The 12,443-nt window shown below is 40.5% G+C and carries 18 protein-coding genes; 15 read left to right on the top strand and 3 right to left on the bottom strand.

The window, feature by feature from the left end; genetic code table 11:
* Window positions 1-110: 110 nt before the first annotated feature.
* From DS2_RS18695 to hepT (DS2_RS18650), 10 genes are all read left to right on the top strand, one after another.
* Window positions 111-368 carry a type II toxin-antitoxin system ParD family antitoxin gene (locus DS2_RS18695; protein WP_051480017.1) on the top strand — a complete coding sequence of 86 codons (258 nt, stop codon included), beginning with the start codon at window positions 111-113 and terminating at the stop codon, window positions 366-368.
* Window positions 358-654: a type II toxin-antitoxin system RelE/ParE family toxin gene (locus tag DS2_RS18690; protein ID WP_035016569.1), complete on the top strand. Its 297-nt coding sequence runs from the start codon at window positions 358-360 to the stop codon at window positions 652-654. The genes DS2_RS18695 and DS2_RS18690 overlap by 11 nt, the downstream gene beginning before the upstream one ends.
* Window positions 655-697: 43 nt before the next feature.
* Window positions 698-1,567, top strand: a complete 870-nt coding sequence (nadC, locus tag DS2_RS18685) for a carboxylating nicotinate-nucleotide diphosphorylase (RefSeq protein WP_051480016.1) — start codon at window positions 698-700, stop codon at window positions 1,565-1,567.
* 105 nt (window positions 1,568-1,672) lie between these two features.
* A complete protein-coding gene (gene miaB, locus DS2_RS18680) occupies window positions 1,673-3,106 on the top strand; it encodes a tRNA (N6-isopentenyl adenosine(37)-C2)-methylthiotransferase MiaB (protein ID WP_035016568.1) in 1,434 nt (477 codons plus the stop codon).
* A 12-nt stretch (window positions 3,107-3,118) separates the two neighbouring features.
* On the top strand, window positions 3,119-4,156 hold the full coding sequence (locus tag DS2_RS18675) for a PhoH family protein (protein WP_035016567.1): 1,038 nt from the start codon (window positions 3,119-3,121) through the stop codon (window positions 4,154-4,156).
* Window positions 4,146-4,637, top strand: coding sequence for an rRNA maturation RNase YbeY (gene ybeY / locus DS2_RS18670; RefSeq protein WP_081754338.1), 492 nt, complete (start codon window positions 4,146-4,148; stop codon window positions 4,635-4,637). The genes DS2_RS18675 and ybeY overlap by 11 nt, the downstream gene beginning before the upstream one ends.
* A gap of 21 nt (window positions 4,638-4,658) precedes the next feature.
* Window positions 4,659-5,537: a CNNM family magnesium/cobalt transport protein CorC gene (gene corC / locus DS2_RS18665; RefSeq protein ID WP_035016565.1), complete on the top strand. Its 879-nt coding sequence runs from the start codon at window positions 4,659-4,661 to the stop codon at window positions 5,535-5,537.
* Window positions 5,537-7,123: an apolipoprotein N-acyltransferase gene (lnt, locus tag DS2_RS18660; RefSeq protein ID WP_035016564.1), complete on the top strand. Its 1,587-nt coding sequence runs from the start codon at window positions 5,537-5,539 to the stop codon at window positions 7,121-7,123. Before corC ends, lnt begins: the two co-directional genes overlap by 1 nt.
* 21 nt (window positions 7,124-7,144) lie before the next feature.
* The gene (mntA, locus tag DS2_RS18655) at window positions 7,145-7,576 is read left to right on the top strand and encodes a type VII toxin-antitoxin system MntA family adenylyltransferase antitoxin (protein ID WP_051480015.1); all 432 of its coding nucleotides are present in this window, start codon (window positions 7,145-7,147) and stop codon (window positions 7,574-7,576) included.
* On the top strand, window positions 7,577-8,008 hold the full coding sequence (hepT, locus tag DS2_RS18650; RefSeq protein ID WP_035016563.1) for a type VII toxin-antitoxin system HepT family RNase toxin: 432 nt from the start codon (window positions 7,577-7,579) through the stop codon (window positions 8,006-8,008).
* 17 nt (window positions 8,009-8,025) lie between these two features.
* Here hepT (DS2_RS18650) and DS2_RS18645 read toward each other — a convergent pair whose 3' ends face one another.
* The 3 genes from DS2_RS18645 to DS2_RS18635 all read right to left on the bottom strand — a co-directional run bounded on the left by DS2_RS18645 (window position 8,026) and on the right by DS2_RS18635 (window position 9,323).
* On the bottom strand, window positions 8,026-8,604 hold the full coding sequence (locus DS2_RS18645) for a Uma2 family endonuclease (RefSeq protein ID WP_035016562.1): 579 nt from the start codon (window positions 8,602-8,604) through the stop codon (window positions 8,026-8,028).
* Between the two features lie 102 nt (window positions 8,605-8,706).
* Window positions 8,707-9,093, bottom strand: a complete 387-nt coding sequence (locus tag DS2_RS18640) for a type II toxin-antitoxin system VapC family toxin (RefSeq protein WP_035016561.1) — start codon at window positions 9,091-9,093, stop codon at window positions 8,707-8,709.
* Window positions 9,090-9,323 carry a type II toxin-antitoxin system Phd/YefM family antitoxin gene (locus DS2_RS18635; protein ID WP_035016560.1) on the bottom strand — a complete coding sequence of 78 codons (234 nt, stop codon included), beginning with the start codon at window positions 9,321-9,323 and terminating at the stop codon, window positions 9,090-9,092. The genes DS2_RS18640 and DS2_RS18635 overlap by 4 nt, the downstream gene beginning before the upstream one ends.
* 140 nt (window positions 9,324-9,463) lie before the next feature.
* On the opposite strand from DS2_RS18635, the gene DS2_RS18630 reads away from it, so the two are divergent.
* From DS2_RS18630 to DS2_RS18610, 5 genes are all read left to right on the top strand, one after another.
* Window positions 9,464-9,886 carry a nucleotidyltransferase substrate binding protein gene (locus tag DS2_RS18630; RefSeq protein WP_035016558.1) on the top strand — a complete coding sequence of 141 codons (423 nt, stop codon included), beginning with the start codon at window positions 9,464-9,466 and terminating at the stop codon, window positions 9,884-9,886.
* On the top strand, window positions 9,879-10,202 hold the full coding sequence (locus DS2_RS18625; RefSeq protein WP_035016556.1) for a nucleotidyltransferase family protein: 324 nt from the start codon (window positions 9,879-9,881) through the stop codon (window positions 10,200-10,202). The genes DS2_RS18630 and DS2_RS18625 overlap by 8 nt, the downstream gene beginning before the upstream one ends.
* A gap of 8 nt (window positions 10,203-10,210) precedes the next feature.
* On the top strand, window positions 10,211-10,597 hold the full coding sequence (gene mntA / locus DS2_RS18620) for a type VII toxin-antitoxin system MntA family adenylyltransferase antitoxin (protein ID WP_035016555.1): 387 nt from the start codon (window positions 10,211-10,213) through the stop codon (window positions 10,595-10,597).
* Window positions 10,590-11,024 (top strand): type VII toxin-antitoxin system HepT family RNase toxin, encoded by a 435-nt coding sequence (gene hepT, locus DS2_RS18615; RefSeq protein ID WP_035016554.1) that lies wholly within the window; start codon window positions 10,590-10,592, stop codon window positions 11,022-11,024. Before mntA (DS2_RS18620) ends, hepT (DS2_RS18615) begins: the two co-directional genes overlap by 8 nt.
* Before the next feature lie 39 nt (window positions 11,025-11,063).
* The coding region (locus tag DS2_RS18610) for a Fic family protein (RefSeq protein WP_200870164.1) at window positions 11,064-12,443 on the top strand (1,380 nt) is incomplete at its 3' end.

Below are 12,443 nucleotides of genomic sequence, written 5' to 3'. Positions count from 1 at the left end.
AACCATGCTTCGAGTGAGCTTGCAGGCACGGAGTTTAAAGCGTTATACCTAAGACTAGAATTTTTGTCTAAAAGGTGTACATTGTAATAAGTAATGCAGGAGAGAGCTATATGGCTAATATTAATGTTGATGACAGTTTAAATTCATTTATTCAAAAACAAGTTAGTAGTGGTCGATACCAGAATGAAAGTGACGTTGTTAATCATGCACTGCAAGAAATGGCTGCGAAGCAAGCTAAGCTAGAAACGCTTCAGCGTCATTTACTAGAGGGGGAGAGGCAAGCTTTATCTGGTGAATTTGTCGAGCAATCTATGGAAGATATGTTGTCTGAATTTAAAAGGAATTATACGAAAGGAAATGGATTATAAAATAACCCCCAGAGCTAAAACTGATTTACAAAACATATGGACTTACACAACAAAAAAATGGAATGAAAACCAAGCCGATAGATACATTAAACGTTTATACGATAGATTTGAATGGCTGACTTGCCACCCACATGCTGGTGTTGTTAGGGATAATATTAAAGCTGGTTACAGGAGTGTTTCACAGGACAAACATATAATTTTCTACATGGTTGATAGGGAAGCTGAGCATGTAGCTATTATTGGTATACTACACAAATCCATGGACTACATTGCTCATTTGGGTTGATAACAGATATAATCCCCACATTTCCAGCAAATAAAGAACACCCATGACATCACAGTTACCGCAAAACCTGCAAAAAAACATCGAACAAATGGTCGCGCTCGCACTATTTGAAGATCTAAACGGCACAGATGCAAACAACGACATCACAGCTCAACTAATACCAGCCGAGCAGCAGGTCAAAGCGCAAGTGATCAGCCGAGAAAACGCAATATTCTGCGGCAAAGCATGGGTAATCGAAACATTCAAACAACTAGAACAACCAGTCGACATTCAATTCTTAGTAGAAGACGGCGACAAAGTTAGTAAAAACCAGCCACTTTTCATCCTCAGCGGATCAGCTAGAGCGATACTTACAGGTGAACGAACAGCGCTAAATTTTGTGCAAACACTATCATCAACAGCAACGATCACCCACGAATATGCAAGTAAAATAGCACATACATCAACCAAACTGCTCGATACACGCAAAACCATACCCGGGCTAAGATTGGCACAAAAATATGCAACAGCTTGTGGTGGCGGTAAAAACCACAGAGTCGGTTTATACGATGCATTTTTAATAAAAGAAAATCACATCGCCGCGGCAGGTTCAATTGAAAATGCGGTCAAACAAGCAAAGGTAATCGCGCCGGGTAAACCAGTTGAAGTAGAAGTTGAAAACAATCAAGAATTGCAACAAGCGCTAGATGCAGGTGCAGATATCATAATGCTCGACAACTACACACCTGCCGACATACCAGCAGCAGTAGAAATAAACAAAAATCACCAAACACCGGCGAAAATAGAAGTATCAGGCGACATCACACTTGAAACAATCGCAAATTACGCACAGCCAGGGGTCGATTTTATCTCAAGCGGCGCACTTTCCAAACACATCAAAGCACTCGATTTATCCTTACGAATCATAGAATAGGCATTAAACGAGCAATTTTAAGGCTTAAACTATGGTTTAAGCCAAGTAAACTGGGTACAATACGCGGTCATTTTTCCCGTTGGTTAAATTTTGGGCGATATTTAAATGGGCAAAAAGCTATTTATCAAAACTTGGGGTTGTCAAATGAACGAATACGATTCGCAGAAAATGGCGGATCTATTAGATTCAACCCACGGATTCACATTGGCAGAAGAAGCAGAAGACGCTGATGTCATTCTATTAAACACATGTTCAATCCGCGAAAAAGCACAAGAAAAAGTGTTTCACCAACTAGGTCGTTGGAAAGAACTAAAAGACAAAAATCCCGAGTTGGTTATCGGCGTCGGTGGTTGTGTAGCGTCACAAGAAGGCAAAGCAATTCGACAACGCGCACCATTTGTTGACATGGTATTTGGGCCACAAACCCTGCACCGTTTGCCAGAAATGATCAACCAAATAAAAGCAGGCGACAAATCGGTCGTCGACGTAAGCTTTCCGGAAATTGAAAAATTCGACCGCTTACCAGAACCGCGTGCGGAAGGGCCAACAGCTTTCGTTTCAATAATGGAAGGCTGCTCAAAATACTGCACATTCTGCGTAGTACCATACACGCGTGGTGACGAAGTATCGCGTCCAGTGGACGACGTATTATACGAAATCGCACAGCTAGCAGAACAAGGCGTGCGAGAAGTAAACCTGCTTGGGCAAAACGTAAATGCGTACCGAGGCGAAAACTTCGACGGCACCATATGCCACTTTTCAGAATTATTACGTCTAGTTGCTTCAATCGACGGTATCGACCGCATTCGTTACACCACATCGCATCCGGTAGAATTCACCGACGATATAATCGAAGTATACAAAGACCTACCAGAACTGGTAGACCACTTGCACCTGCCAGTGCAATCGGGCTCTGATCACATCTTAAATTTAATGAAACGTGGTCATACCGCAATCGAATACAAATCAAAAATTCGTAAGCTTAAGAAAATACGCCCTAACTTAAGCATGTCGTCAGACTTTATTATCGGTTTTCCAGGCGAAAGCAAAGAAGACTTCAAAGCCACAATGGACTTAATCGCCAGCATAGGTTTTGATATGAGCTTCAGCTTTATATACAGCGCACGCCCAGGAACGCCAGCCGCTGATTTACCAGACGACGTAACAGAACAAGAAAAGAAAGAGCGCCTATACTTATTACAGCAACGAATTAACCAACAGTCATTGCAAATTGCCCGTGGCATGTTGAACACCGAGCAAAGAATTTTAGTAGAAGGTCCATCGAAAAAGAATCCAATGGAGCTTTGTGGCCGTACAGAGAATAACCGAGTGGTCAACTTTGAAGGTCCACACACTTGCATTGGACAATTTGTCGATGTGAAAATAGTTGACGTATGGTCAAATTCACTACGTGGTGAATACATTCGTTCAGAAGACGAAATGGGCCTACGTGTCGCCACATCACCTGCCGAAATACTTGCTAAAAAACAAGTAGCAGTAGACGACACAGGTGTGGCAGTATTTAACCCAAACCCATAAAAAGGAAAACTCTTGAGTAGCCAGTTAGAATCGATAGAAGTATTTTTAGAACCAGCCGACAGCTTTAGACTTGCCAACCTATGTGGCCCGTTTGACGACAACATCAAACAAATTGAACGTCGTCTAGGCGTAGAAATAAGCTATCGAGACAATCAATTTAAAATTACTGGCCAAAAAGACCTAGTAGTACCTGTTGCAGGATTACTGCGCGATTTATACGTAGAAACACAAATCGTAAAAGGAAAGGCCAGTGAACTTGACTCAGAACAAGTTCACCTTGCTATACAGTCATTAAAAGTGCTTGAACAAACAGCCAGCGATGACGAAATCGGCAAAGAAAGCTTTATCAAAACCAAACGTGGCGTAGTCAAACCGCGCAATCCAAACCAAAGCAAATACGTACACAATGTACTAACCAACGACATTTGTTTTGGTATTGGCCCAGCTGGTACAGGTAAAACATACCTAGCAGTTGCCTGTGCGGTTGACGCACTCGAACGCCAAGAAGTACGCCGTATATTATTAACGCGTCCAGCAGTCGAAGCCGGTGAAAAACTGGGTTTTTTACCCGGTGATTTAAGCCAAAAAGTCGACCCATACTTAAGGCCACTTTACGACGCATTATTCGAAATGCTTGGTTTTGAAAAAGTAGAACGCTTAATAGAACGCAGCGTAATTGAAATTGCACCACTGGCATACATGCGTGGCCGAACGTTAAACGATGCATTTATCATCTTAGACGAAAGCCAAAATACCACGGTAGAACAAATGAAAATGTTCCTTACCCGAATTGGTTTCAACTCCAAAGCAGTTATCACAGGTGACATCACCCAAGTCGACTTACCGCGTGGGCAAAAATCTGGTTTACGTCATGCAATCGAAGTATTAGAAGGGGTAGAAGACATCAGCTTTAACTTCTTCCGCTCGCACGATGTTGTTCGACATCCAGTAGTCCAACGTGTGGTAGATGCCTACGAGCGTTGGGACGAAATAAAACAACGCGAACAAAAAGCCAAAAAAGAAGCAGCGAAAAAAGACCATGACGCTTGACGTAACCCACATAATGTTAGAAATAGACGTTCAAGTTGCATGCGAAGGCGACGTGCCCAGTGAAGAACAAATAGTCAGCTGGGCACAAGCTGCATTAATCGAGCGGGGCGATGCATTCACAGAAATGTCGATTCGACTAGTCAACGAAGACGAAAGCCAAACGCTCAACAACACCTACAGGCACAAAAACAAACCAACCAATGTGCTGTCGTTTCCATTTGAAAATCCGCCAGGAATAGAATTGCCACTAATTGGCGATTTAGTTATCTGTGCGCAAGTGGTAAGGCGCGAAGCCGAACAACAAAACAAACCAGTAATAGCACATTGGGCACACATGGTGGTACACGGCTGCTTGCATTTACTTGGTTACGACCATATAGAAGATGCACAAGCCGAAAAAATGGAAAATTTAGAAAGACGCATTTTGTCGCAATTAGGGTTTGACGACCCATATAAAAGTGACGAAACTATTGATCCCTAACTGAATGAGAAAAAAGCTAATATGAGCGAAGACAATCCTCACTCTAGTAACGGTTCTTCTGGCAAGTCTTGGTTAGATAAACTAGGACAAATGTTTGCAGGAGAACCGAGAAGTCGTGAAGAATTACAGGAAGTTTTTGAAGAAGCCGCAGAGCGTTCTTTAATTGATAATGACACCAAAGACATGATCGAAGGTGTACTAGACATAGCGGAAATGCGTGTGCGCGATGTAATGATCCCCCGTTCGCACATGGTCACAATTGAAAAATCTCAACCTGTCGAAGAATTTTTACCCATCATGATCGAATCGGCGCACAGCCGTTTTCCACTAATATGCGAAGACAAAGATCATGTAGAAGGCATACTCCTAGCCAAAGACTTACTGGCTTACGTCTACCACAACGGTTTCGAAAACTTTAGCTTTGACGAGTTATTGCGCCCAGCAGTCGTGATACCTGAAAGCAAACGCCTAGACATACTATTAAAAGACTTTCGTAAAGAAAGATACCACATGGCAATAGTAGTAGACGAATACGGCAGCGTTTCAGGCTTAGTGACCATAGAAGATATTTTAGAACTAATCGTTGGCGAAATCGAAGACGAACACGACATTCAAGAGCCAGAAGATATTCGTAAAGTAACGCGCTACGTATATGCGGTAAATGCGTTAACTGAAATCGACGAGTTTAACGACTTTTTCAAAACACAATGGCAAGCTGAAGACGTAGACACCATAGGCGGACTGGTCATCCAAGCATTTGGACATTTACCCACCAAAGGTGAATCGGTTGAAGTAAATGGGTTTAATTTTAAAGTAGTGAGCTGCGATGGCCGCCGCATAAACCAATTACAAATGACCATTCCACGCGATAGCGAAGAAACTAAAGAAGTAACCGTTTAATGCAAATAACAGCTAAATGGCAAAGTTTACGACTATTTATACTCGGTGGGCTTGGCACTTTAGCATTTGCACCTTTCTCGCAAGGTTGGTTAGTGTTTATACTCTTGCCAATCTTGTTCTATACCTGCTTTAAAGCAAGCTGCAAACAAGCCGCGTTATACAGTTTTAGTTTTGCCTTAGGCTGGTTTTCAATTGGATTAAGTTGGATCCACGTAAGTTTATACGAACATGGCGGCGTGCCCATTATTGGCTCGGTAGCGATGATCTTGCTATTAGCCGCTTATCTAGCTATTTATTTTACCGCCGCAATTACCTCAACCCGATATTTAATGCGCTACAGCCCATATGCGATACTTTTGTTACCCGCATTGTGGAGCTTTTTCGAATGGTTACGCAGTTTTATTCTGACAGGTTTTCCATGGTTGTCGGTCGGTTATAGCCAAATAGACACAATATGGGGGCAACTAGCAGCGTACGTCGGCGAAACTGGGGTTAGCTTAATTGTCATCAGTTTATGTTTATTGCCCGTTGCGGGTTTAACCCTAAAAAGCATGAATAAAAAGCAAGTATTGATGTACTTTGTACCATTAATACTGCTGACTGCGGTAAGTAACTATATACTTACAAACAACTCAAACACACAAAAAACAACTGCTGTCGCCGCTGCAGACAAGCAAGAAGTTAAACTGACGCTTGTTCAGGGCAATATTGCGCAAGAAAATCGCTGGCAACCTGAATATTTATGGCCAACCATGCTGAAGTATCAAGACATCAGCCGCCCATATTATTCACAAAGCGATATTCTAATTTGGCCAGAAGCTGCCATTCCAGCAATAGAACCGAATGCTCAGGAATTTTTAACCAATTTAGACAAAGCGACGAATTATAACAACACCGCATTGGTAACGGGGATTATTGACTATCGCCCTTACTCAGGCGCGTTTTTTAATAGTTTAATTGTATTGGGGCAACAGGGCAGCGAAGCGGGCGACGCACAATATTTTCATGGTCACGAAAATAGATACAACAAGCATCATTTATTGCCGATAGGTGAATTTGTCCCATTTGAACAATGGCTGCGTGAGCTTAGCCCTATTTTTGATTTACCGTTTTCGTCATTTACCCGTGGTGAGTACATTCAGCATGATATAGTAGCTAAGGGTTTTCATATAACCCCGGCTATTTGTTATGAAATACTCTTTCCGCATCAAGTGCGCGACAATCTAACTGATAAAACCGACTTTATTTTAACCGTAAGTAACGACGCTTGGTTTGGTAGGTCACATGGGCCACATCAACATTTAGAAATCGCGCGAATGCGCGCATTAGAACTAGGCATACCTGTAGTACGAGCAACCAATACAGGCATAAGTGCAATTATTGACGGCAAAGGCAAAATAATTGCGCAAGCGCCGCAGTTTGAACAACACATACTCACCCACAAACTCGCAATAATTCAACACCCAACCATATACAAACAATTTGGCGACTGGCTAGTATACCTATGTTATCTATTAAGCTTAATAGCCGTTGTAGGGCATGCCACTAAACGAAAAAATTGCCAGCAGGTAACAGAGCAGCCATAATAACAAAAAGTGGGAGGGTATATGAAAGCATCACAAATTCTAAAAAACAACAGAGAAAATATTAAAGTTGTTTTGGAGGAGTCAATACCACAACTCGCGGCAGAAAATCCAGATATTGAAGTAGTTTGGTTGTATGGTTCGCGCGCGCGTAATACCCACAGGCCAGACAGCGACATAGACCTAGCGATAGCCTACAAAAACTTCAAACTCGACCCGCTAGAAAAAGTATCTCGCCCAGTAATTACCGCAAGTGACTGGCAAGCTGCATTAAACACACAAGTAAAAATAAGTGTAGTAGATATTAATCAAATACCCATATACCTTGCATTTTCAGTAATATCCGAAGGTAAAGTGCTGTATAGCAACAACGATTACCGCATGTACAAAGAAGAAGATAGAATAATGGCATTGTACGAATACCAAATGATACAAAGCCAAAAGCGAGGTAATTAAATGACCGACGGCTTAGCACTATATATAAAACAAATAAAAGAACATACAACCGACTACTACCAGCAATTGCAAGAACTCACCAAGGATTACAACAAAGGTGATTTTAAACAAAGAGATTATCGTGCTGCCGAGCGCTTGCTGCAGTTATATACAGAAGCCTGTACAGGTATTGCCAAACACTTAAACAAACATTACTTAGGTATTGCAAATTCAGAAGCCTACCAAGCATTTAAATACCTAGCTGAAAAAGGCGTGATAACACAAGCCGAATTGGCAGAGTGGCGACTTATAATTGGTATGCGCAACAGCTTAGTGCATGACTACTTGAACTTGGATTTGCAAATAGTAGGTCTGATAATCGCACAGCAAAAATACCAAACACTTAAAGATTTTGTTGAAAAGGCAATTCCATTGTTAGAGCAGAAAAGCTAACTAGCATCATTCCAGGGTTACTTTTGCTGCAAATACTCAATTACATCTAAATTGTCTACGCGGTCGTAAATTTCTTCTACAGAAACAGTAAAATTGATCGACTCAAAGGTTATGTCATCGCCTAAAAAATAATGTTTGCAGCGCCAATCATCGCTTTTGCGATAAACAGTTACATCAGCAAAATCTTGTTCAATTAAAACATACTCCTGCAAGGTTGGAATGTTTAAATATTCGACCAATTTTTTAGTTTCGTCTAACTTACGAGTAGAGCGAGATAACACCTCAACAATAATAACAGGTGTTTCAGAATAATAAGGCGTAGCATTGTCAAACTTACAATCAACCAAAACATCAGGGTAGTAAAAATTATCACGCGCTTTCACTTTCATGTCAGATGATAAAGCCTCGCGAGGGCTACCTTTTAGGTGATTTCTCAACTCACCAAAAATATTGCCAGAAATGCGTTCGTGATTAATGCTTGCCCCAGCCATAGCATAAACTTGGCCATCTACAAACTCGTGTTTAGTGTCACTAACTAACTCACCTTGCAAATACTCATCTACAGTCAAAGTGCTTTGTTTGCTAACAACCGACATAATTACCCCATAAATTCTTCTGACTTTGCTCAGTAAAGGCTGCAATATTAAACCAACCTGCTAAAAGAAAAAATAGCCAGCAGGTAACAGAGCTGGGGTAGTTTAACTGCTTGCGTTAATTAACCTAACTTTATACGGTGGGAATTTTTCATCGCAAGTTATAATGGTTAAACCCTCAGCTTGTGCTTGCGCTATTAACATTCTATCGAATGGATCTTTGTGGTGCTCGGGTAATAAACCCGCTTGATCACCATGATACAAACTAATTGGCAGTGGCAAAAAGCCCTCATCTTCAACTAAACTGTCCATATCCTCGGGTGCTTCAAGCTTGCCTAAAGCGCGTTTAATTGAAATTTCCCAAGTGGAAGCCGCGCTGACAAATATTTGATTGCGTGGATCTGCGATAATTTCCCTAGCTTTAACACCTAGGTTTTGGTCATCTGCTAGCCACCATAAAAGCGCATGAGTATCTAAAAGAATACGTTTCACAAGTCCGCCTCAAAAAGATCATTTAGTCCTTTCGATTCATCATTGAACGAAGGGCTAAGTTTGATTTGTTTTTTGTAACGGCCGGGTTTGCGCTCTTTTGCAACTGGTTTGTGTGGTACTAATTCAAGGTAAGGTTTGCCTGATTTAGCAATAACAACTGACTCACCACTCCATGCAGCCTCACCTAATTTTGATAACTGAGATTTTGCTTCATGCATGTTAACTTGCATACTTAATTACCTAGCTTAGCTAAACTTAGCTAAATCGTAGATCTGAACTGCAAAAAAAGCAAGGCGTCATTTTAAGTAAAATAAGTTACAATTGGACTATCAACTTAATAGTCAAAAATTAGACATTTGGGGAAATTGGCATGCTTGATTTTTCATCGTTAAAAGCGGGTATAAATTCGCTACAGGAATCTATCGAAGTAATAAGTCGCTACACACAGGCCAACCCAAGCAAAGACACGCCAGAATTTAGAACTTTTCGCGCTGGTGTAATTCAAAACTTTGAATTTACCTACGAACTTAGCTGGAAAGCAATGCGAGCATGGTTAGCTGAAAACTTAGGTAAAACAACGGTTGATGGTATCACTAGAAAAGAATTATTTAGATTAGCAGCAGAGCACAAATTAATAGATAACGTAGAGCCTTGGTTTGAATACCATTACCAGCGAAATCAAACATCGCACACCTACGAAGAAAAAACTGCAGTTGAGGTTTATTCGGTAGTGAATGATTTTTTACAACACAGCAAAAAATTAAGCAGTCGGCTAAACGAAAAAAATGATTAATATCACAGAGTCACAGCAACAAATATTGCAAAACGTATTAACTAAGCACTTACCAAAAAATACAGTTGCTTATGCGTTTGGCTCGCGGGTAAAAGGCACAGCAAGAGAATACTCAGATTTAGACTTAGTTTTAAAATCGCCAGAAGCAATCTCGATACTTGATTTAGCAAACCTAAAAGAAGCACTAGCAGAATCTGACCTACCTTTTAGAGTTGATATATCAGTATGGCAAAATCTATCGGATAGATTTAAAACTTGCATAGAATCTGATTTAATTAAAATAAACACAGATTGCAAACAGTATCAGCAAGGTTGAAGGTTAATATGGAAAGATTAATAAAAGAAATATTAAAACAACAGCCAGGATTAGAACTTGCAATACTCTACGGCTCGGCTGCTACGGGCAAAATGCGACTAGACAGCGATATAGATATAGCAGTGCAATTTAGTCAGCCACTTAATGCACATCAAAAAATGGTTTTAGCGTCACAATTGGAAAAACAACTTAATCGAACAATTGACTTAACTGACCTTAGCAATCTTAATGGCACAATACTAAAACAAGTACTGACTAAAGGTGTAGTGATTGTCGAAAATGTCAAAGGCACAAAAGAAAAATTGATCCGCAGAATGATATATAACCAAGCCGATATGATGCCCTACGTGATCCGCACGCTCAAAGAAAGGCAAAAAAGGTTTCTCCATGGATAATGAAGTTGTATTAAACAAACTAGAAAGCTTAAGACGTTGCTTGAATCGAATTCAAAGCAAAACACCAGAGTCTTACGAGCTGCTCGCGAACGATTATGATTTACAAGACATCATAGTATTGAACCTAGAAAGGGCAATACAAACCTGTGTAGATATTGCTCTTCACATTATTAGCACTCAAGAAATCAATGTACCAGACACTATGTCTAAAGCATTTTTCGCGTTAACAAATGCAGGCCTGCTGAATCAAGAAACAGCAGAGCGTATGGCTAAAGCCGTTGGTTTTAGAAATACAGCGGTGCACGCGTACCAAGAACTCGATTGGCAAATTATTTACTCAATAATTACCTTGAGATTGGACGATTTCAAAGCTTTTGCTAAGCAAATGTATGATTTAATGGAACAGCAGCAACCAGATAAACCTTAAACTAAAAAATAGAAACCGCGCCATAATTGCGCCATAATTGTGTCATCAAAAACTTTAATTGCGCCAAATATGACATACTCAGATGCACAACACATACAGCAATACATTCAGCTGGCTAACAACCCAATACAGTTGTCGCAATTAGAGGCTGAGTTTCCTAATCTGTCACGCAGAACAATACAAAGAATAATCAAACAACTTGTTGAAAACGGAAATATTAAAAAAGTAGGGCAAGGGCGCAGCACAGCATACAAAGTTACTCAAATACAAACTGCATCAGAACCCACAGCCGAATACAACGATAATTACAGCAACTATATACCGCTTACGCCACAAAGCCGAGAAATAATAAAATACCTAAACTTGCCAATACAGGCACGGTCGCCAATTGGATACCAAATTGAATTTTTATACGACTACATCCCTAACAAAACATATTACCTACCCAAAGCAACTAGAGAGCAACTAAAAAGAATCGGCTCAACCAACCAGCATCAGCAACCCGCTGGCACATTTGGTAGCGAAATATTAAGCCGCTTGTTAATTGACCTATCATGGGCATCCAGCCATTTAGAAGGCAATACCTACAGCAAGCTAGACACCATAGAGCTAATTCAACACGGAAAAATAGCAGAAGGAAAAAACAAACAAGAAACACAAATGATCTTAAACCACAAAAATGCGATAGAACTACTTATTGAAAGTGCAAACGAACTGGCATTCAACCGTTACACAATAACAAATATACACGCCACCTTAGCTGAAAACTTACTACAAAACCCAGCAGACGAAGGGCGAATTCGCACACACACCGTAGAAATTGGCAAAAGCGTGTACAGGCCGATAAGTGGTAGCAAGCAAATAGAAAGCATACTTGAAGTAATTTTACAAAAAACAGAACAAATTACCGACCCATTTGAACAATCGTTTTTTACAATGGTTCACATACCTTATTTACAACCATTTGCCGATGTAAATAAACGAGTATCTCGATTAGCAGCCAACATACCACTGATAAAAAACAACCTATGCCCACTAACCTTTATAGATGTACCCGAGCAAGCCTATAGCAGCGCAATGCTAGGTGTATACGAATTGACTAGGTTGGACCTGTTGAAAGACCTATATATATGGGCATACGAAAGGTCTAGCAAAGAATATTTAGCTATAAAACAAACGTTAGCCGAGCCAGACCCAATAAGACTAGAATACCGCCTAGTAATAAAAGAAGCCGTGCACCAAGTAGTTATTAACCCAGAAGAAAACGCACTAACAATAATTGAAACTGTAATTAAGCAACACAAAGTAACACAAGAGGATGTAAGCGCAGTAACCGAGCAAATAAGCCAAGAAATCGCGCTACTGCACGAAGGCGTACTAGCTAGGTATAAGTTAAAACCATCACAATATCTAACCTAT

Origin of the sequence: Catenovulum agarivorans DS-2 (assembly GCF_000568405.1) — a bacterium.
GTDB classification, from domain to species: Bacteria; Pseudomonadota; Gammaproteobacteria; order Enterobacterales; family Alteromonadaceae; genus Catenovulum; species Catenovulum agarivorans_A.
This window is presented reverse-complemented; position numbering and strand designations above follow the sequence as displayed.